Below are 22,505 nucleotides of genomic sequence, written 5' to 3' on the forward strand. Positions count from 1 at the left end.
AAAAGTGGATGATGCAAGAGTGGAAGCTAAAGCAAATTATTACGGCGGTGATCTTGCAGGAATAGAGCAAAAAATAAATACACATTATTTTCAGGATTTAGGATTTAATGCATTATGGATTTCTCCTGTAAATCAAAATCCCTGGGGAGCATATCAGGAATATCCGGAACCACATCGTTGGTTCACCGGATATCACGGTTATTGGCCCATCAGTTTATCGCAAGTGGATATGCGTTTTGGTACAAATGCATTATTTAAATCTTTAGTAAGTGATGCACATAATAATGATATGAATGTATATCTCGATTATGTTTCAAATCATATTCATATTGAACATCCATTATGGAAAGAACATCCCGAATGGTTTTCTCCTTTGGTATTGCCCGATGGCAGAAATAATTTACGCTTGTGGGATGAGTATCGTTTAACAACTTGGTTCGAACCATATATGCCGAGCTTTGATCATTCACAACCAATCGTTGCAAATGCAGTTGCAGATAGTGCAATGTTTTGGATTACAGAATTTAATCTGGATGGATTTCGTCATGATGCTACAAAGCATATTGAAATAGAATATTGGAGATTACTCACACGCAGAATAAAAGAAGAAATTGAAGTGCCACAACAGCGCAATATTTATCAGATAGGTGAATCATTTGGAAGCAGAGAATTAATTGGCAGTTACTTAGGCAGCGGATTATTAAATGCGCAATTTGATTTTAATACTTACTTCGATTCACGCAGTGCATTTGCAATTGATGACGTTTCTTTTGAGATGATGGAAACTTCACTACAAACTACTTTTGATTATTATGGATATCATCATACCATGGGAAATATTTCGGGTAATCATGACTTACCGAGATTTATTTCTTATGCAGGAAAAGGATTGCGATGGGATGAAGATGAAAAAGAAGCAGGATGGAATCGTGATATAGAAGTAGAAGATCTGATAGGTTATAATAAATTAAAAATGTTGCATGCATTTAATGCAACTATCCCCGGAATTCCGATTACATATTATGGCGATGAAATAGGTATGCCCGGCGCAGGTGATCCGGATAACAGACGCATGATGCGATTTGATAGCTTAAGTGAAGATGAATTGGATATGCGCAATACTGTGAAAAAATTAAATGAAATACGCAGTGCGAATATGGCATTGTTGTACGGTGATTTCAGAAACATCAGCGTTACAAATGAAGTTTGGTCTTACACAAGAAATTATTTTGAAAATACAGTGTATGTTTACTTTAATAAATCTTCTAAAACAATTTATATTAAATTAAATGATACAATTATTAAAGAAAAATATGCGGTACAATTTGGTTCTGAAATAATGGCTGCTGATGTCAACGACGTCCTTGTTTTAAATCCTTATAGCTTTGAAATAATTACAATGAATAAAACTTTAGACAAATGAAAAAAATAATATTCTTCGTTTTAATAGTAACCACAATGAATTTAGTAAATGCACAATCCACATCCATGAAATCACCACCGGAATGGAGTAAGGCAGCAAATATTTATGAAGTAAATATTCGTCAATACACACCGGAAGGAACTATAGATGCATTTGCAAAACATATTTCCCGATTGGATAATATGGGTGTGGATATTTTATGGGTAATGCCTGTGCAACCTATTGGTGTAAAAAACAGAAAAGGAAGTTTGGGAAGTTATTATTCCATTCAAAATTACACCGCAATAAATCCTGAATTTGGAAGCATGAAAGATTTTAAAAAAATGGTGAGTGCTGCACATAAAGCAGGTATGTATGTAATTGTAGATTGGGTGGCAAATCACACTGCATGGGATAATCCCTGGATAACAGAACATCCTGATTGGTACACCAAAGGAAAGGATGGTTTTATTATTTCGCCGGTAGCAGATTGGGCAGATGTTGCGGATTTAAATTTTGATAATGCCGACATGCGCAAAGCAATGATTGAGGCAATGCGCTATTGGATTACTGAAGCAGATGTTGATGGCTTTCGTTGTGATGTTGCCTACATGGTGCCTAATGATTTTTGGAAAACAGCAGTAGAAGAATTGCAAAAGACAAAACCCAATTTATTTATGCTTGCCGAAGCGGAAGGTCCTGAATTTCATGAAAATGGATTCGACATGACTTACACATGGCAAGTGCATCATGCAATGAATGATTTAACAAAAGAAAAAGTAACACTCGCACATTTAGATTCAATTATTCAAACACAACGACTCGCATATCCTGCAGATAGTTATCGCATGTATTTTACAAGTAATCACGATGAAAATTCCTGGCAGGGAACAGAGTTCGAACGCATGGGAAATGGAGCAGAAGCCATGTTTGTTTTGGCAGCAACTATTCCAGGTATGCCATTAATTTACAGCGGACAGGAAGCAGGATTAAATAAACGTTTACGCTTTTTTGATAAGGACACAATTGGATTTGGTATTGAAAATAAATATGAATCTTTTTATAAAACACTATTGGAATTAAAGCATGATAACAGTGCGCTTTGGAATGGAAGTTACGGCGGAACATTTGATGTGATAAATACAGAAAATGAAGTGTATGTATTTACTCGTCAGCAAGGAAAAGATAAAGTGTTGGTTGTAATTAATTGTTCAAGTGAAAGCAGAGCAATTACATTAAATAATGATTTACTAAAAGGAAAATATACAAATGCATTTACAGGAGAAAAAATAAAACTCAAATCAAAATCGAGTTTTAATTTAGATCCGTTTGGGTATCAGGTGTGGAAATAAAAGTAAAAATGAAAATAAAAAAAGCAGTGAATATTCACTGCTTTTTTTATTTAATATCACCTCGAATAATTCGGTGCTTCTTTCGTAATCACCACATCATGTGGATGGCTTTCACGAATACCACTGGAAGTAATTTGTACAAACTGCGCTTTCTTTAATTCTTCAATATTTTTTGCTCCGGCATATCCCATTCCGGCACGCAAACCACCGATGTATTGCACCATCACTTCTTCTATTGTTCCTTTAAATGGTACACGACCAACAATGCCTTCGGGCACTAATTTTTTTATATCATCTTCTACATCCTGAAAATATCTGTCTTTACTTCCCTGCTCCATCGCTTCCACACTTCCCATTCCACGATAGCTTTTAAATTTTCTGCCTTCATAAATAATTGTCTCCCCCGGACTTTCTTCTGAACCTGCCAATAAACTTCCGGCCATTATAGAATCTGCTCCCGCAACAATTGCTTTTACAATATCTCCCGTATAGCGAATTCCGCCATCACCAATTATCGGAACACCACTTCCTTCAATTGCTTTTGCTGCTTCAAAAATTGCAGAAATTTGTGCAACACCAACTCCGGCAACTACTCTTGTTGTACAAATAGAACCCGGACCAACACCCACTTTCACACCATCTACTCCCGCATCCACTAATGCCTTTGCACCTTCACCGGTTGCAATATTTCCTGCAACAATTTGCAGAGCAGGAAATGTTTTTTTCACCAGCTTCACCATTTCCAAAACACCTTTGCTATGTCCGTGTGCTGTATCAATAATTATCAAATCAACACTCACATTTTTCAATGCTTCAATACGCTCCAATGTATCTGTGGTAACTCCCACTGCAGCACCTACAAGCAATCTTCCAAAACCATCTTTACAAGCTCTCGGATGACTTTGCAATTTCATAATATCTCTGTAAGTAATTAATCCTTTCAACATAAAATCTGCATCAACAACCGGCAGTTTTTCAATGCGATGATTTTTTAAAATTTCTTCTGCTTGTTGTAAGGTTGTTCCTTCAGGTGCAGTAATTAATTTTTCACTGGTCATCACTTCTACTACAGGACGATTCATATTATTTTCAAAACGCAAATCTCTGTTTGTAAGAATACCTGCTAATTTTCCTTCATCATCCACAACAGGAATTCCGCCAATTCGATTTTCACGCATCAGTTGCAATGCATCGCCAATAATTGCTCTTTGATTTAAAATTATAGGATCTATTATCATTCCGCTGTCGGCACGTTTCACTCTGCGCACTTGTTCGGCCTGCGAAGCGATGGGCATATTTTTATGAATAATTCCAATACCACCTTCACGAGCCATTGCGATGGCCATACGATATTCGGTAACGGTATCCATTGCCGCCGAAATTATTGGCACATTGATGCGTAAAGTTCTGGTAAGCTTGGTGCTGATATCTACATCCCGTGGCAGTACTTCTGAATAAGCGGGAACAACTAACAGATCATCGAATGTGAGGCTGGTGCCTCTGAATTTGTTCGAATAATTTTCCATGTGCAAAGATAGAGAATTGTTAATTAGCCGATGGAATGATTAGCAGATTAGCAAATGTGAAAATGTGAGAATGTGCGAATTAGTGATTAGCCGATGAGATGATTAGCCGATTAGCTGATGGGATTAAGTGAAAATTGAAGAATGTGAGAATTAATAAAATGTAGAATCGAAGAATTGTTAGCTATCGGAATGTAGAACTGTTGAATTGTCGAATTGTCGAATCGAAAAACTTGAAACATGAAACTCGAAACCTGAAACTCGAAACCTGAAACCCGAAACTTTTAAAACTCTATTTCTTTTTCTTCTCAGAATGTTGGGATTCTTTATATTGATTTTTGATATCAATATTATATTTTTCATCGGCAATCTCAATCATTTTATCTAAGAACATTAATTTAATATCTAACACTTTAGCCTGCTCTTCAAGTTCTTTTAATCGCTTTTCTAATTTCTTTATTTCTTCTTGCTCGTTTATTTCTTTTGAATCCTTTTTTTTCATTGGAAAATATTTTTTAATAATATTAATTATTCATTTTTTTCATCGGCTAATCTGCTAATCATCACATCGGCTAATCATTTCATTCTCACATTTGCACATTTGCACATCAAATTCTTTCTTCTTTTATTTCATCCACTATACTCGGATCTAACAATGCAGAAGTATCTCCCAATTGATTTATTTCACCTTCGGCGATTTTGCGCAGAATACGACGCATAATTTTTCCGCTGCGAGTTTTTGGTAACCCATTTACGAATTGAATTTTATCCGGCTTTGCCAATGCACCAATTACACGAGTTACTGTTTGCAAAATATCTTGTCGTGTCAGCTCTTCATTTTCATGTGTGCCATTATAAATTACATAGGCATAAATTCCTTGTCCTTTTATATCATGCGGAAAGCCAACTACTGCACTTTCAACAACTCCGGTATGCATATTAATCGCATTTTCAACTTCTGCTGTTCCAATGCGATGACCACTCACATTCAATACATCATCTACTCTTCCTGTAATTCTATATAATCCGTTTGCATCACGCAAGGCACCATCACCCGTAAAATAATAACCGGGATAAGTGGCAAAATAATTTTGTCTGCATCGTTCATGATCGCCATATGTTGTGCGCAAGATAGATGGCCATGGAAATTTGATACATAAATTTCCACTCACATTATTACCATGAATTTCATTGCCCTGTTCATCCATTAATACAGGTACAATTCCTGGTAATGGAAGTGTTGCATAACTCGCTTTTTGCGGAGTGATTCCGGCAAGATTGGAAATTAATATGCCACCATTTTCTGTTTGCCACCAGGTATCTACAACAGGGCATTTTTTCTTGCCGATATTTTCATAATACCATTTCCATGCTTCTTCATTTATCGGTTCACCAACTGTGCCTAATACTTTTAATGAATTCAGGTTTTTATTCTTCAATGATGTAACTCCATGTCGCATTAAACTTCTAATTGCTGTAGGAGCTGTATATAAAATATGTACGCCATATTTATCAATGATATCCCAAAATCTACCCGGATCAGGATATGTTGGAATTCCTTCAAACATCAGTGTAGTTGCGCCTGCACTTAAGGGTCCGTAAATAATATAACTATGTCCTGTTATCCATCCGATATCTGCCGTGCAAAAATGTATATCACCGGGTTGATATTGAAATACATTTATGAATGTATAATTTGTATAAATCAAATAACCCGCAGTGCTGTGAACTACTCCTTTTGGTTTACCTGTGCTGCCTGAAGTGTATAAAATAAATAGTGGATCTTCTGCATCCATTTCCTCCACAACACATTCCTGCATGTTTAAAGTTTCTGTTTTATGTACTTCATCATTCCACCACACATCTCTTCCTTTCAGCATACTTACAGGTGTATGTGTGCGTGTATAAACAATTACACGTTTTACATTATCGCACATTTGCAATGCATCATCAATAATACTTTTAAAGGAATATCTTTTGCGCCACGAAATGCACCATCGCAAGTAATAACAAAATGTGCATCTGCATCTTGAATTCTATCTGCAATACTTCTCGCACTAAATCCACCGAAGATGATAGAATGTATTGCACCAATCCTTGCACATGCTAACATCGCAATTGCCAATTCAGGGATCATTCCCATATAAATACAAACTACATCACCTTTTTGTACGCCATTATTTTTTAATACGCATGCAAACTGATTTACTTTTTTATATAATTCATTGTAGGTTAAAATTCGATGATGTTCATCCGGATCATTTGGCTCCCAAATAATTGCAGGCTGATCGCCGATTGAAATTAAATGTCTGTCAATACAATTTTCAGTAATGTTTAATTTTCCGCCTCCGAAAAATTCAATTTTTGGTTCTGTAAAATTCCAATCCAACACCCGATCCCATTTTTTTCGCCACAAAAAATTTTCTGCAATGTCACTCCAAAATTCTTCCGGTGCATTTACACTTTTTGAATATGCTTTCTCGTATTCTTCTAAAGATTTAATTTGATATGGATACATAATATCTTTTTCGATGAAATGCTAATGTAATTATTTGAAAAGTAAAAATTGCAATTAATAAAAATCATTCGCTTTGCTGCAAAGCAAGTTTATCTTTGCAATACAAATAAAAAATTATGTCTGATAAAAAATGGATGCGCCCGGAATCGTTGATGATGAGTTACGGATATAAACCGGAATTGAGCGAAGGCGCAGTCAAATGTCCGATTTTTCAAACTTCTACATTCGTATTTAAAAAAGCAGCAGAAGGAAAAGCATTTTTTGAATTAGCCTACGGATTGCGTGAACCAAATCCGGGAGAAGAATCAGGATTAATTTACAGCAGATTGAATAATCCGGATATGGAAATTCTGGAACAGCGATTAACACTTTGGGATAAATCAGAAGCATGTGCAGTTTTTTCAAGTGGTATGGGAGCAATTACAACAACGATGATGGAAATGTTGCGGCCGGGAGATCTAGTATTATTCAGCTCTCCATTGTACGGTGGTACGGATCATTTTATTCATCATGTGCTTCCTATTTGGGGAGTAGATTATTTAAGTTTTGATGCATTTGACAGCAGAGAAAAATTATGGAATTAATTGCAGCCACAGGAAAAATTCCTTCCCTTATTTATGTAGAAACTCCATCCAATCCCACCAATACTTTAATTGATTTAGAAATGTGTAGCAGCATTGCAAAACATTTTTCTACTGCAGAAAAGAAAGTGCATGTGGCAGTGGATAATACTTATATGGGTCCGTTATGGTGTCATCCTTTAGAGCATGGTGTTGATTTAGTATTGTACAGTGCCACAAAATATATCGGCGGACATAGTGATGTAATTGCAGGCGCTGTATTAGGAAGTAAAGCATTAATTCAACGTATAAAAGGTATGCGCACATTTTTCGGAAATGTAATTGATCCGATGACATGTTGGTTATTAATGCGCAGTTTAGAAACATTGAAACCACGCATGATGTTACAGGCAACAAATGCAGAACATGTTGCAAAATGGTTGGACGCACATCCGAAAGTAGAGAAAGTATATTTTCCAGGATTAATAAAAAAAGAAGATCCACAATTCAAAATATTAGAAAGACAATATAAAAGCCATGGCGCTATGTTGAGCTTTGATATTAAGGGAGGAGAAAAAGAAGCATTTGCATTTTTAGATAATCTGCAATTAATAAAACTTGCAGTGTCGTTGGGAAGCACAGAATCACTTGCCGAACATCCTGCAACAATGACGCATGCAGATGTTTCTGTAGAAAACAAAAAGAAACATTATATCTCCGAAAAGTTAGTACGCATTTCTATTGGAGTTGAATATTATGAAGATATAATTTGGGATATAAGTCAGGCGTTGGATAAAGTAGTTTGATAAAATATTTTTAGAATTAAAATACTTTTCTCAACCATCTTGGTTCTTCCAACTCACCCCTGCCCCTCTCTTTGGAAGAGAGGGGTGATTCTATACAATTAATTTCATGTTATCATAAAGCTGTTAGCTATTGGCGGTTAGCGGTTGGCAAAAAAATCATTAAAGATTGCTCCTCGCTCATTTGCTCAACAAACTCAATTGTCTTAATTGTAATTAAATGATTTGTTGATTTGCATGATTTAAATAATGTATTTAATAAACTTTTTTCTCAGTGATACTCAGTGGTTACTTCTGAATTCTCCGTGTAATTTTTAATGCTGATGATTTCTTATCATAATTAGAACTACACCTTTGATAACATCACTGAATTAACGTCTTCCCTGTTTGAGGGAAGATAAGAGATGGGTCAAAACAATTTACAATTGACAGTTGACAGTTGACAATGAAAAAACTCATTGCTTAAAAAATTAAAATACTTTTCTCAACCATCTTGGTAAAATAGCAATACCGATTATTAAATACGGATAATAAGAAACAATGCGCCACAGCAATGCCATTATCGGCGCTAAAGCAGTGCTTGTATAATCGCACATCAATACACTAAAACTGATTTCTGCAATACCTGTACTGCCAGGTGTTGCCGGAATTAACATCAACATCCAAACAACAAACTGTCGGGCATATAACACGGGCCAACTTTCAAAAGAGATATTGAAGAAAGCCATAATAATACAAACAGAAATGCTGAATAATGCAAACCATGAAACCAAAGTGGCTGCAGTAGCTTTCAACCAGAATACAGTATTTTTCTTTTTTAAAACTTTGCTTGTAGCAATAATATCCAAACCAGTATTATAGGCATCCTCTTTCCAGCGTCGAAGAATACGCCAGGAAAATATTTTGTGAATTGAATTGCTAATTGCTTTTGCATTTATAAATAATCCATAACCCAGAAATATTATCATAACGAGATAAAAAGAATACGTCCACCAAAAAATAGTTTTTACAGAATGAAACACATTTATTAATGGCAATTCACCTCCACCTCCTTGCATACAATCCGTTTCGCTACCAAACATCTTCGCATTTCCAATTATTATAACAGCTAAAGTGGCAAACACTGCAAACACAATCTGATCCAAAAAAACAGTAAGTAAAGAAGTAGTTGCGCTTTTACCTGTGCTGAGTTTTTCTTTTTTTAAAAAATAAACCGCAGCCGCAGCTCCACCAACTGTGGAGGGTGTAATTGCAGATGAAAATAGCCATAAGCTAATTACAGAAAAACTACTTCCCCAGCTAAGTGTATTATTTGTTATCAATCGCAAACGATACATAAATGCGAGATGCCGGGTAACAAGCATGATATAACCTAAGAAAATCCAGATTAAAGATTTCTCATTCCATTCAATTTTTTTAAATGCTTCTATATCGAAAGTGGAAACAATTAAAAATCCGGATAAGAGTAAACCGATTAAAATAACGATGATGATTTTGCGATAACTAAACTGTTTTTTCAGTTCAGGATTATCGCTTATCATTTCTTGAAGATCGCTGTGGTCATCAGGTGGTTGCGACATGATCTGTATTCAGATTTAACCAGAAATTATTCATTCCCTCACCGATCAACAGATGAATTTTTTGTGCTGCAATTAAATCGAGAATTGCTAAGAAACGGAACACTGCCTGATGTTTATCTGTGCAAGTATCAAACACATCAGTGAACGAAGATTTACCTTTTAATTTGCAAAAACTCAATACATGTTCGGCCTCCTCATCTACTGTATAATTATATTGAAACACCACATGTTCCTGCACTTCGGGTTGATTGCGATAGCGTTCCATCACCTTTTCAAACACCTTGAGCAGACTGAATAAATTCACACTGCTCAACTCCATTTCATTGGAATATTGTTTGGCAAGCAACTGTTGTTCTGCTTCAATATTTCCACGTTGTAATTTATGCATCCGATCTTCCTCCAAAGTAGTTAACTCACTCAGCACTTCTTTAAAGCGTTTGTATTCCACTAACCTGTCCACTAATTCTTTTCGTGGATCTATTTCGTTTCCAAATTCATCTAACTCTTTTCGGGGCAAAAGCATTTTTGCTTTTATGCGCATTAAAGTAGCAGCCACTAAAATAAAATCACTTGCAAGCTCAATATTCAATTGATTCATCTCATGCAGATAGGTAAGAAATTCCTGCGTGATTTTAGAAATCGGAATATCATAGATGTCTAATTCATCCCGTTCAATAAAAAATAATAATAAGTCGAAAGGGCCTTCGAACTGAGGAAGTTTTATTTCAAATGTTTGCTGCTCTGCCATGTTGCAAAAATTCTGTTTTGGATGTTAATTCCAAAAATATATAATTCTACTGATGGAAAAATTAAATTGCCAGTTCACTCATAAATTTAATGTGTAGCAATTGAATTTCTTCAAATGACAAACCTTCCTCTTTCAAATCATGAAATGCCTGATTGAGATCCAGTTTTTGTAGTGTGCGGAAATAATCGAAAACATCTTCCTGCAAATCTTCTTCGATCATATCATCAATATAATAATTCAGATTTAATTTGGTACCACTGGAAACTATAGATTCAATTTCTGTAATCAGATTCATCATCGAGATTCCACGCATGCGGGAAATTTCTTCAAGCGATAATTTTTTGTCAATGCTTTGGATGATATGTACTTTGTCTGCACTCTTATTGGCCATTATTTTCATGGTCATAAAATCCGTTGGCCGCTCTATTTCATTGTCCTCCACATATTGTGAAATAGCGGAGACTAATTGCTTACCAAATTTTTCTGCTTTGCCTTTACTTACACCGGATACTTTTGTTAATTCCTCCAACGTACATGGATACATGGTCGCCATTTCTTCCAGCGAATTTTCTGAGAAGATTACATAAGGTGGAAGCTTTTGTGTTTTGGCAATACTATCACGAATTTTTAAAAGCAGATCAAACATCACAGGATCTAAAACTGATTTAGCTCCACCACTATCTAATTCCACATCAGAGGTATCGGTTTCATAATCATGATTTAAAGAAATCATCATTGATTTAGGCGTTTTAATAAATTTCTTGCCTTCATCAGTAAGCTTTATTAATCCGTATTGTTCAATATCCTTATACACTAATTGATTTAATAGGCATTGGCGGAAAATAGAATTCCAGAAATGATCATCCTTTTCTTTTCCTGCGCCAAACATGTCTTGCTTATCATGACCATAATTTAAAATCTCCGTTGTTTTTTTACCCATCATCAAATCCACTAAGTAAGGAATACCATAATTTTCTTTCAATGCCTTTACTGCCTGCAATGCTTTATGAATAAAATCTTTACCCTCTATTTTTTCTTTTGGTTTCAAACAATTATCGCAACTGCCACAATTATCTTTTAAATAATCTTCGCCGAAATAATGTAATAAAAATTTGCGTCGGCAAACAGAAGTTTCTGCATACGCTGCTGTTTCTGCAAGCAGTTGTGCACCCATCTCTCTTTCAGATAATGGCTTGTCCCGCATAAACTTTTCTAACTTTTCAATATCCTTATAACTGTAAAAAGCAATACATCTGCCTTCCAATCCATCACGACCACTGCGGCCTGTTTCCTGATAATAATTTTCTATAGATTTTGGAATATCGAAGTGAATTACAAAACGTACATCCGGTTTGTCAATACCCATTCCGAATGCAATTGTTGCAACAATCACCGTAACATCTTCCATCAAAAATTTGTCCTGTACTTCGGTGCGTACATGGGCATCTAATCCTGCGTGGTAAGGAGCTGCTTTCACACCATTTACATTCAGCACTTTTGCAATGTCTTCTGTGGTTTTGCGATTTAAGCAATAAATAATTCCTGATTTTCTGGCGTGTTCTTTTGCGTATTTTACAATTTGTTTTATCGCAATTTCCTTACTGCGCTTTGGACGAATTTCGTAATACAAATTTCCTCTGTTAAAAGAAGAAATAAATATAGTAGGGTTTTGAAGATCAAGATTTTTTTTGATATCGCTTTGCACTTTTGGAGTTGCAGTAGCGGTAAGAGCAATGATTGGAATTTTCTCATTAATGGTTTCAATCATATTTCTAATCTGTCTGTATTCAGGACGGAAATCATGTCCCCATTCTGAAATACAATGTGCTTCATCCACTGCTACAAAAGAAACTTTTATGCCTTTAAAAAATTCAATGTTCTCTTCTTTTCTTAATGTTTCAGGAGCCACAAATAACATCTTAGTTAATCCACTTGTTATATCGGATTTCACTTTTTTTATAGTTGCACGGTTTAATGTAGAATTTAAAAAGTGTGCAATATCATTATTGTTGCTGTAAGACCTTACCAGATCCACTTGATTTTTCATTAATGCAATTAATGGCGAAATAATAATTGCTGTTCCATCCGATAAAATTGCGGGTAATTGATAGCACAGAGATTTGCCACCGCCTGTTGGCATAATTACAAATGTGTCGTTACCTGCTAATAATGTTTTAATTATTTCTTCCTGATTTCCTTTAAAAGCATTGAATCCGAAATACTCCTGTAATGACCCTGTTAAAGATAATTCTGCTAACTGCATTTTATTGTTTTGTCTGTTTTTGATTTTAATAAACACTTTTATGGAAGTATTGTTACAACTTCGCATTCTGAAACCGCATCCTACCATCGTGAAATCCACACGATGAATTGCGAATGATTAAATATAGTACAATTAATAATTAATTTTTAATAAAGTAGAATTGTTACATCAGCAGAGTATGAATAATATTTATGTAGCTATAATGGCCGGTGGCATTGGCAGTAGGTTTTGGCCGGCAAGCAGGATAAATAAGCCAAAACAATTTTTGGATATCCTTAACACGGGACAGACCTTAATTCAAAGTACCTATGAACGGTTTTTAAAAATAGCTCCCAAAGATAATATCTTTATAGTTACCAATGAGGCCTATCTTGAACTTGTTCATGAACAGCTACCGGATATAAAACCTTCTCGAATTCTTGCCGAGCCAATGCGTAGAAATACAGGTCCTTGCATTGCATATGTAAGCCATAAAATTGCAACCATTGACCCGGATGCTAATATAATTGTTGCTCCTTCCGATCATTTGATATTGAATGAACAAAAATTTCTAGAAGTGATGTATCAGGGTTTGGAATATACGTTTTCGCACGATGACCTTGTTACTTTAGGCATTAAACCGACAAGACCTGACACCGGCTATGGATATATTCAATATGATGACCATACTATAATGCCCGGTATTCATAAAGTGAAAACATTTACTGAAAAACCGGATAAGGAACTTGCAAAAACTTTTGTGAGCAGCGGTGATTTTTTATGGAACTCCGGAATATTTATTTGGAATGTAAAAAGTATTCTTACTGCATTCGAAAAACATTTACAGGATATCAATCATGCGTTTAGTGCTGCACAAAAGTTTTTTGGAAAACCGGAAGAGGCAGCGGCAATTGAAAAAGCATATAGTTTATGTACTAATATTTCAATTGATTTCGGACTTATGGAAAAAGCAAGTAATGTATATGTAATTCCAAGTTCATTTGGTTGGAGTGATTTGGGAACATGGACTTCCCTGTGGTCCAATTATAGTTCTGATTATTGGGGTAATGCAGTAAATGGCAAACAGGTTTTGATGTACGATAGTAAAGATTGTATGGTGATTGCTCCTGAAAATAAATTAGTGGTATTACAGGGCTTGGATGATTATGTAGTTGTTGATAGTGGAGATGTATTATTGGTTTGCAAAAAAGATCAGGAACAACATTTAAAAGAAATTACTTCTGATATTAAGCGTTATCTCGGCGACACTTATTTATAATAAAAGACTATGTTACAATTCCCCGGTACAATTCGATCGAAATTACCCAACGCAGGCATCAGTATTTTTTCTAGGATGACGGCGTTAGCTCATCAGCACAATGCTATAAACCTTGCGCAGGGATTTCCTGATTTTCCTAGTTCAGAAAAATTAATTGAGTTGGTAAATCATTATATGCATCAAGGCATGAATCAATATGCACCCATGCCGGGAGTGATGCAATTACGGGAAGCAATAGCAGAAAAAACAGAAGAAATTTATTCAATAACACCAGATCCTGAAACTGAAATAACAATTGTTTCCGGTGCTACTTATGGTTTGTATTCCGCATTTCAGGCATTGCTGCATGAAGGCAATGAAGTAATTGTATTTGAACCGGCTTATGATAGTTATGTGCCCGGAATTACAATGGCAGGCGGTGTCCCAGTGCCTATACAATTGCAAGCACCTGATTATAAAATCAATTGGGACTTGGTGAAAAAAAGAATTAATGCGCATACTCGGGCAATTGTTTTAAACTCACCACAAAACCCAAGTGGCACTGTTTTAAAACCGAATGATCTTTTGCAACTTGCAAAGCTTGTGAAGGATACCGATATCATTATTATCAGTGATGAAGTATATGAACATATTATTTTTGATGCTGTACGTCATGAAGGTGTGTTACATTATCCCGAGCTTGCAAAACGCAGTGTAATTATTTCTTCTTTCGGAAAAACATTTCATAATACAGGATGGAAAATTGGTTATGTAATTGCAGCAAAAGAGTTGACAAAAGAAATCAGAGCAGTACATCAATTTATGCAATTTTCTGTGCATACACCATCGCAATATGCATTGGCAGATTTTCTGAAAGACAAACAGCAATACACCATGCTTCCTGAATTTTATCAGCAGAAAAGAGATCAGTTTATAAATTTACTACAAGGCTCACGCTTTAAATGGAAACCCGCTGCCGGCACTTATTTTCAATTATTGGATTACAGTGCAATCAGCAATAAAAAGGATACAGATTTTGCAAATGAATTAACAGAAAAACATAAAGTAGCCTCTATTCCGCTGAGTCCGTTTTATCATAATAATTCTCAAGGTACGATGTTGCGATTCTGTTTTGCAAAGTCGGATGGAACATTGGAAAAAGCGGCTGCTATTCTGCAAAAAATTTAATGTATGTATTTGTAGTTTTATTGTTCCTGTATGCAGCAACATAATTACAGCATAATTGCAAAGCCCTTTTCACAGCAACAAAACGGATTGTTATTAACCCAATGTAAAAATTCAGCTTTTGCAAATGTGTATGCAGCTGTTCGCAAAGCAGAAGGTTGGGATTATGATGGAGCAGTACTGCAATCGCTACCGCATGTAAATACACATGATCCGCTGTTTAATTTTTGGAAAAGCAGAAATGTTTCCACTCAATTTTTAATTACTTATCTCAGGGAAAAAAATAATCAAAATCTCATTTTAGATGTAGGTTGTGGGAATGGTTGGTTGACACATTTACTTGCAACAGAATTTGCCGATACAGAATTTTATGGTGTAGATATTTTTAAAGAAGAATTACATAAAGCAGCAAATGCATTTCAGTTAGCTAATCTCAATTGGATATTTGGCGATGTGTCGGATAATCTCTTTCAACCTAAAAGTTTTAATACTATTTTGCTCTGCGCATCTGCACAATACTTTTCTGATTTTATAAATCTTATGTCTCAATTGCAGAATTATTTAGCTGATGATGGAAAAATAATAATTATAGATACTCCTTTTTATTCTGAATCGGAATTTATAAAAGCAAAAGAAAGAACAATTGTTTATTACAACAATCTGCAATTCCCGGAGATGAGTAACCATTATCATCACAGAAGATATAGCGATTTGCAAAATTTAAAATTTAAGTTGCTTTATAAACCCGGATGGCAAAATCGTTTGACACATTTTATTTCAGGTAAAGCAATAATGCAATTTCCTGTGATAGTTTTAAAAAAGTAATTGTAACCAGTAAATACAATTGAATTCCGATTTTATATTTATAATATTACTTGCCTTCTTTACCTTTAGCACTATATTAAACAACATAATTAATCATCAATGCAGGATCTTAAAATAACAATTATACAAAGCGACCTCGCCTGGGAGGATAAAGTACGCAACACCGCATTATTCAGTAAACTGATTGAAACTTCCGGCTATACGGATATTGTGATATTACCCGAAATGTTCTCTACAGGGTTTAGTATGCAGGCATCTAAACTTGCAGAAAAAATGGATGGCCCCACGATTGAATGGATGAAAGCAACTGCCGCAGAAATGAATATTATTATCACCGGCAGTTTTATAATAGAAGAAAATGAAAATTATTATAACCGATTAATTTGGATGCGGCCTGATGGCACTTATGATTTTTACAACAAACGCCATTTGTTTTCTTTAGCAGGAGAAAATGAAATATATACTCAAGGTACTGAGCGCATAATTGTTGAACATAAAGGTTGGAAAATATGTCCGCTGATTTGTTATGATTTACGCTTTCCGGTTTGGTCTCGCAATCAGGATAATTACGATCTGTTATTATATGTTGCAAGTTGGCCCGAACGCAGAATGAATGCGTGGACGAAACTACTCACGGCTCGAGCTATAGAAAATCAATGTTATGTTGCAGGTGTAAATAGAATTGGTTCCGATGGTAATAATATTTATCACAGCGGTAATTCTTTATTAATAGATCCATTGGGAAAAATACTGTGGGAAATGATTCACGACCGTGCCGTCTATACCGCTACACTTTCATCCGATTTTTTACATGAAGTGAGAGAGAAATTACCGTTTCTGAATGATAGAGATTCGTTTCATATAGTGAATAGTGAATAGTGAGAAGTGAGTGGTGAATAGTGAATGGTGAGTTGTGAGTTGTGAGTAAAAAAATCAGTGATGAGTAATCAGTAATCAGTGTTGAGTTTTTTTTATTGTCAACTGTCAATTGTCTATTTCTCCAAGGTTGGCGTCCACGCCAAACCATCCAGTGACCTTGCGGCCTTTGCACAAAAAAAAATTAACCCCGCAGATGACGCAGATTTACGCAGATAAAAAATTTAAACACAAAAAAAATACATTGAGTTAGGCAAATAATAAAAAATGAAATGCAGCCACGAATGCACGAATCAATTTGCTGAATGACGAATGCACGAATAGATTTCCTTTTTATTCGTGCATTCGTGTAATATAAATATTCGTGCATTCGTGGCTATTTTTTTTTTAGCGATTTCAAAAATAAATTTGGTTATTAAATTAATTTGATATTACTTTGATATCAAATTGAAAACTATGATAACTGATAAAATCATTAAACCCAGCTCAGGATACCTGATGCTTATTGTATTCTTTATTGTGTTGGGCGCCATTATTTGGGCCACCTTCACATTCAATCCGGCATTTGCTGCTTTGTTTATTATTACCTTTTTTATGATGATTGGATTTTTCATCATTAACCCAAACGACAGTAAAGTGATTACGCTTTTTGGAAAGTATGTGGGCACCGTAAAAGAAAATGGTTTTTACTGGGCAAACCCTTTTTATGCAAAATATAAAATCACTTTGCGTGCAAGAAATATTGAAGGTGAAAAAATAAAAGTGAATGATAAAGAAGGTAATCCCATTATTATCGGAGCCGTAATTGTTTGGCAAGTGCGTGATGCATCCAAAGCAAAATTTGAAGTAGATAATTATGAGCACTATGTAAAATTGCAAAGCGATTCTGCATTGCGACATCTTGCAGGTAGTTATGCATATGATCATTTTGATGATGCACAAAAGGAAATTACTTTGCGCAGCGGCGGAGAAATAATTAGCAACGAATTAGCAACTGAACTCACCGAAAGATTACAACTTGCCGGCGTACAAATTATAGAAGTGCGTATTACACATCTTGCGTATGCAGAAGAAATTGCGGGAGCAATGTTGCAACGTCAACAAGCAACAGCTGTAGTAGCTGCAAGGGCTAAAATTGTGGAAGGTGCGGTTGGTATGGTGGAGATGGCGCTGGCGATGTTAAGTCAAAACAATATTGTTGAATTAGATGAGGAGAAAAAAGCAGCAATGGTAAGTAATCTGTTGGTTGTGTTATGTTCTGACAGAGCAGTAAATCCAATTGTGAACGCAGGTACTTTACATCACTAACTATGGAATATTCGGAAAAACATTATATCAGCGATTTAGGTATTAAAATGCTGTTTTTAATTTCTGCATTCACTGTGTTTTCCATATTAATATTTACCATAGCTTCCGAATATAAAGCAGGTAGTGATGAAACTTCAGAGCTGATAATTGTAGCCATAATTGCAATGGTAATTGAAGTGTTGGTTTACTTTTTAATTTTTAATACCCCATTGCAAATTCGAATTGACAGTATCGGTATTCATTATAAATACAGACCATTTATCTGGAATGAAAAAACCTTGACTTACTCAGAAATTACACAATGGAAAAATCGAAAAATTAGTCCCTTTGGTGAATTTAATGGATGGGGTTATAGAAAAAGTGTGCGCAAAAAAATGACAGGATTAGTATTAAAGGATGGGCACGGTTTTGAATTTTTAAAAAGGGATAATACCTCATTGGTTATAACTTCAAAAAATGCAGAGATGATGGCAATTGCTATCAGAAAATTTGCATCAGAAAAAGAAATTGTTTAACAATGGCTGATAAAAAGAAACCATTTGCATTGCGTGTGTCGCCGGAAATAATGAAGGCGCTGGAGCAGTGGGCTGCCGATGAGTTTCGCAGTCTGAACGGGCAGATAGAATATTTGTTGAATGATGCATTGAAACAAGCCGGCAGAATAAAAAAAGACAATGGAAAAAAATAATGCAGATAGTTTGCCTATCCTCTTATCCTCGGAATTATTAATTCGCTTTTCTGATTGTGATCCATTTAATCATTTAAATAATTCGAAGTACATAGATTATTTTTTAAATGCCCGTGAAGATCAGTTGCTGCAATATTATAATTTGGATTTATTTGCTTATTCAAAAACAACCGGTTGCGCATGGGTGGTTGGTCAGCATAAAATAGCTTATCTGAAACCTGCGTTGACAATGGAGAAAGTAATTATTGAAAGTACGATTGTGGAATGGAATGCAAATAATACATTGGTAGAATTTAAAATGTGGAACAACGAAAAAACAAAACTCAAGGCGTTGATGTGGACGTATTTTCATTACTACAATTTAGCTACGCAAAAAAGTGAATTGCATCCGCAAGAAATAAATACCAAATTTAAATTATTGGAAAATACAGAGATAACATCCAGAGTTTTTGAAGAGCGTTTATTGCAATTTAAAATGTAGAAGGTACAGTATTATCCATATTATTCGATTAAGAAATTTCCGTTCTCACCATTTCTCTTTTATCCCAGAACATTGCTGCGTTATTTCTTGCTCAACTACATCTTGCAATACCATTATTTACTAGCATTGTTTCAAATGCACAAGGTGCCTATGGTAAAACAAAAGAAATTGAAGAATTTTATAAAAGAAAAGTAATAATAGTAAAAGAAGAATATGATAAAGATGTTATCAAAAAACTGGAAAAGAAAGGAGAGAAAGGAGATGTTACTTTATATAAGCATACCATTGATCAATATAATGCAAATTTTAAGAAAGCAGTACAAGCAATGTGGCCGAAGCAAACTACTTTTTCAATAAAAACTTTAGATCAAACTTTGGATTTGAAAAAAGATAAAAAGAAGTATGCAGTTGTTTACATTGGCCGTATCGCTAGAAGCGAAAATGGTTCGGGTTATCATCAGGTAGAAGGAATAGAGTTTGACGCTTCCGCCATCTTTAATGATAAGTTAGATACATCAAATAGGTATAGTTCCGGATTACATAATTCTTATATCTTTTTTAATTTAATAGAAGATATATATAAATTCCCAATCATCTTGGCAGGAATGAATTGTTCTTTTCCCAGTGTTGCTGATTTTGCCTGTGCTGTTCAATATGCTACCTGGTATATGCAGGGAAGACTTACAGATAAGAATATGAGTGTAACTATAGATGAGGTGCCTGATGAATATGTAAAGCTATTGACGGAAAAAACCCTTTATATCCGGGAAAGTGATATAAATGAAAAATGCACGGCAGAAGACATCGCAGGAATGTATAAATATAAATATACCCTTGTAAGTGATGTGGAGTTTGATACCGCAGTTATGACAAAAAAGGATGATGTGCTTTATCTGGCTAAAATGTTATTTCCAGCAAATGCATCACTACCACAAGCTTTAACTCTTGTAATGGAGGCAGCAACCGGAAAGCCATGTGCAATTGTTTCCGGGGACTTGTTGTCAAGGAAATATCTCGAAACTAAAAGGGTTTTGTCAAAACATGCTTTCACAGAAATAAATAAAACTATTGATAAGTCAATGGAATCAAAATAGACTGGATAAAATATCATCATCCACAATATTCGGCAAAGTCACTTTTAAATTTTTTGTTCTTGCCATTTCTCTTTTAATGGCAAACATGGCCTCATTATTTCTTGCCCAACTACGGCGAGCAATACCATTATTTACATCCCAGAAAAGCATTTGTTGCAGATTTGTTTTTGCTTCATCGCTACCATCTAACACCATTCCGAAACCACCATTTATTACTTCACCCCAACCCACACCACCACCATTGTGAATACTCACCCAAGTAGCTCCACGGAAGCTATCACCAATTACATTTTGTATCGCCATGTCGGCAGTAAATTGACTGCCATCATAAATATTACTTGTTTCTCTATACGGTGAATCTGTTCCGGAAACATCGTGATGATCTCTTCCTAAAACAACAGGTGCAGAAATTTTTCCTGATTGAATTGCATCATTAAATGCAGTCGCAATTTTTGTTCTGCCTTCTGCATCTGCATATAAAATTCTTGCTTGCGAACCCACTACCATTTTATTTTCCATTGCAGATGTTATCCAATTGATATTATCTGATAACTGCAATTTAATTTCATCCGGCGCAGTGTTATACATTTCTTTTAATACTTCAGCGGCGATGTTATCTGTTGTTTGCAAATCGTTTGGATCATTGCTACAACACACCCAACGGAAAGGCCCAAAGCCATAATCAAAACACATAGGCCCGAGAATATCCTGCACATAACTGTTATAGATAAATGTATTTTCAGTTTTCATAATATCAGCACCTGCTCTGGATGCTTCTAATAAAAATGCATTGCCATAATCAAAAAAGTACATACCATTTGTAGTGAGTTTATTTATTGCGCTTGCATGTCGTCTTAAACTTTCATATACTTTTTCTTTAAATAACGTTGGATTTTCTGCCATCATTTTTTTGCTCTCTTCAAAACTTAAACCCACAGGATAATAACCACCTGCAAATGGATTATGTAATGAAGTTTGATCGCTGCCGATTTCTATTTTAATATTATTATCTGCAAAGTATTCCCACAAGTCAACTACATTTCCCTGATAAGCAAGCGAAACAGCTTCTTTATTTTTTCTTGCAGCTTCCATACGTATGACTAATTGTTGCAAATCATCATACACTTCATCCACCCAACCTTGTGCATGTCGCTTTTGTGTAGCCGCAGCATTTACTTCCGCAACCACACAAATACCTTTTGCAATTACCGTTGCTTTTGGTTGCGCACCACTCATACCACCTAAGCCTGCAGTTACAAATATTTTTCCTGTGCAATCTGTTGTATTTGCATCAATTTTTCTTGCAGCATTTAATACAGTAATATTTGTTCCGTGCACAATGCCTTGCGGTCCGATATACATAAAAGATCCTGCTGTCATTTGTCCGTATTGTGTTACACCAAGTGCATTATATTTTTCCCAATCATCGGGTTTAGAATAATTCGGAATCATCATACCATTTGTTACTACAACTCGAGGTGCTCTTTTATGCGAAGGAAATAATCCCATCGGATGACCGGAATATAAAACCAATGTTTGTTCATCCGTCATCGTTGCGAGATATTGCATGGTTAAAAGATACTGGGCCCAGTTTTGAAATACTGCTCCATTGCCACCATAAGTAATGAGTTCATGGGGATGTTGCGCAACTGCATAAGCCAAATTATTTTGCAACATCAACATAATGCATGCTGCTTGTTTTGATACATGCGGATATTCAGAATAATGGCGAGCATGAATTGCATAATCAGGACGAAAGCGATGCATATAAATGCGACCGAATGTTTTTAATTCTTCTGCAAATTCCTTTGCTAAAACCGCATGCATTTTTTCAGGAAAATATCGCAATGCATTGCGCACTGCTAACATTTTTTCCTCCTTATTTAAAATATCTTTTCGGATGGGTGCATGATTAATTGCAGTGTCCCAAATTTTTGGTGCGGGTAGTTCAGTTGGAATGCCATTTAAAATTTGCTTTTTAAAATGCGTATTTTTATCAGTAGAAATTGTGGTCATCATTAAAATTTAATAATTACAAATTTAATTAATATGCCATTGAGTT

General features: G+C 35.3%; 17 protein-coding genes and 2 pseudogenes. 12 read left to right on the forward strand and 7 right to left on the reverse strand.

Annotation, left to right across the window (positions count from 1 at the left end; translation table 11 throughout):
- The first annotated feature begins 4 nt into the window (after window positions 1-4).
- Window positions 5-1,423: a hypothetical protein gene (locus IPN31_15615; GenBank protein MBK8683303.1), complete on the forward strand. Its 1,419-nt coding sequence runs from the start codon at window positions 5-7 to the stop codon at window positions 1,421-1,423.
- Complete coding sequence (locus tag IPN31_15620; protein MBK8683304.1) at window positions 1,420-2,754, forward strand: alpha-glucosidase C-terminal domain-containing protein; 1,335 nt, start codon at window positions 1,420-1,422, stop codon at window positions 2,752-2,754. The genes IPN31_15615 and IPN31_15620 overlap by 4 nt, the downstream gene beginning before the upstream one ends.
- Window positions 2,755-2,810: 56 nt before the next feature.
- Here IPN31_15620 and guaB read toward each other — a convergent pair whose 3' ends face one another.
- The 3 genes and pseudogenes from guaB to acs all read right to left on the reverse strand — a co-directional run bounded on the left by guaB (window position 2,811) and on the right by acs (window position 6,795).
- Window positions 2,811-4,280: an IMP dehydrogenase gene (guaB, locus tag IPN31_15625; GenBank protein MBK8683305.1), complete on the reverse strand. Its 1,470-nt coding sequence runs from the start codon at window positions 4,278-4,280 to the stop codon at window positions 2,811-2,813.
- A 289-nt stretch (window positions 4,281-4,569) separates the two neighbouring features.
- On the reverse strand, window positions 4,570-4,779 hold the full coding sequence (locus IPN31_15630; GenBank protein ID MBK8683306.1) for a hypothetical protein: 210 nt from the start codon (window positions 4,777-4,779) through the stop codon (window positions 4,570-4,572).
- A 106-nt stretch (window positions 4,780-4,885) separates the two neighbouring features.
- Window positions 4,886-6,795, reverse strand: a pseudogene (acs, locus tag IPN31_15635) (acetate--CoA ligase).
- A gap of 116 nt (window positions 6,796-6,911) precedes the next feature.
- Between acs and IPN31_15640 the strand changes: the two are divergent.
- A pseudogene (locus IPN31_15640) lies at window positions 6,912-8,161 on the forward strand (cystathionine gamma-synthase family protein).
- A gap of 467 nt (window positions 8,162-8,628) precedes the next feature.
- Here the strand turns inward: IPN31_15640 and IPN31_15645 are convergent.
- From IPN31_15645 to recQ, 3 genes are all read right to left on the reverse strand, one after another.
- Window positions 8,629-9,738 carry a flippase-like domain-containing protein gene (locus IPN31_15645; protein ID MBK8683307.1) on the reverse strand — a complete coding sequence of 370 codons (1,110 nt, stop codon included), beginning with the start codon at window positions 9,736-9,738 and terminating at the stop codon, window positions 8,629-8,631.
- A complete protein-coding gene (locus tag IPN31_15650) occupies window positions 9,722-10,486 on the reverse strand; it encodes a segregation/condensation protein A (protein MBK8683308.1) in 765 nt (254 codons plus the stop codon). Before IPN31_15650 ends, IPN31_15645 begins: the two co-directional genes overlap by 17 nt.
- 61 nt (window positions 10,487-10,547) lie before the next feature.
- The gene (gene recQ / locus IPN31_15655; GenBank protein MBK8683309.1) at window positions 10,548-12,749 is read right to left on the reverse strand and encodes a DNA helicase RecQ; all 2,202 of its coding nucleotides are present in this window, start codon (window positions 12,747-12,749) and stop codon (window positions 10,548-10,550) included.
- Between the two features lie 178 nt (window positions 12,750-12,927).
- On the opposite strand from recQ, the gene IPN31_15660 reads away from it, so the two are divergent.
- The 9 genes from IPN31_15660 (at window position 12,928) to IPN31_15700 (ending at window position 20,443) form a co-directional block, all read left to right on the forward strand.
- The gene (locus IPN31_15660) at window positions 12,928-14,007 is read left to right on the forward strand and encodes a mannose-1-phosphate guanylyltransferase (GenBank protein ID MBK8683310.1); all 1,080 of its coding nucleotides are present in this window, start codon (window positions 12,928-12,930) and stop codon (window positions 14,005-14,007) included.
- A 9-nt stretch (window positions 14,008-14,016) separates the two neighbouring features.
- The gene (locus tag IPN31_15665) at window positions 14,017-15,174 is read left to right on the forward strand and encodes an aminotransferase class I/II-fold pyridoxal phosphate-dependent enzyme (GenBank protein MBK8683311.1); all 1,158 of its coding nucleotides are present in this window, start codon (window positions 14,017-14,019) and stop codon (window positions 15,172-15,174) included.
- A gap of 30 nt (window positions 15,175-15,204) precedes the next feature.
- Entirely contained in the window at window positions 15,205-15,996 is a 792-nt protein-coding gene (locus IPN31_15670) for a class I SAM-dependent methyltransferase (protein MBK8683312.1), read from the forward strand.
- 99 nt (window positions 15,997-16,095) lie between these two features.
- The gene (locus IPN31_15675) at window positions 16,096-16,875 is read left to right on the forward strand and encodes an amidohydrolase (GenBank protein MBK8683313.1); all 780 of its coding nucleotides are present in this window, start codon (window positions 16,096-16,098) and stop codon (window positions 16,873-16,875) included.
- Window positions 16,876-17,328: 453 nt separating this feature from the next.
- Window positions 17,329-18,180, forward strand: a complete 852-nt coding sequence (locus IPN31_15680; protein MBK8683314.1) for an SPFH domain-containing protein — start codon at window positions 17,329-17,331, stop codon at window positions 18,178-18,180.
- Window positions 18,181-18,182: 2 nt separating this feature from the next.
- On the forward strand, window positions 18,183-18,695 hold the full coding sequence (locus IPN31_15685) for a hypothetical protein (protein ID MBK8683315.1): 513 nt from the start codon (window positions 18,183-18,185) through the stop codon (window positions 18,693-18,695).
- Between the two features lie 2 nt (window positions 18,696-18,697).
- Window positions 18,698-18,868 (forward strand): Arc family DNA-binding protein, encoded by a 171-nt coding sequence (locus tag IPN31_15690; GenBank protein ID MBK8683316.1) that lies wholly within the window; start codon window positions 18,698-18,700, stop codon window positions 18,866-18,868.
- Window positions 18,855-19,349 (forward strand): acyl-CoA thioesterase, encoded by a 495-nt coding sequence (locus IPN31_15695; GenBank protein ID MBK8683317.1) that lies wholly within the window; start codon window positions 18,855-18,857, stop codon window positions 19,347-19,349. The genes IPN31_15690 and IPN31_15695 overlap by 14 nt, the downstream gene beginning before the upstream one ends.
- A 380-nt stretch (window positions 19,350-19,729) precedes the next feature.
- Window positions 19,730-20,443, forward strand: coding sequence for a hypothetical protein (locus IPN31_15700; GenBank protein ID MBK8683318.1), 714 nt, complete (start codon window positions 19,730-19,732; stop codon window positions 20,441-20,443).
- Here the strand turns inward: IPN31_15700 and IPN31_15705 are convergent.
- Window positions 20,435-22,459 carry a urocanate hydratase gene (locus tag IPN31_15705; protein MBK8683319.1) on the reverse strand — a complete coding sequence of 675 codons (2,025 nt, stop codon included), beginning with the start codon at window positions 22,457-22,459 and terminating at the stop codon, window positions 20,435-20,437. The genes IPN31_15700 and IPN31_15705 overlap by 9 nt on opposite strands.
- Window positions 22,460-22,505 lie beyond the last annotated feature (46 nt).

It is taken from the genome of Bacteroidota bacterium, from assembly GCA_016715425.1.
Classification (GTDB): Bacteria; Bacteroidota; Bacteroidia; order Chitinophagales; family BACL12; genus JADKAC01.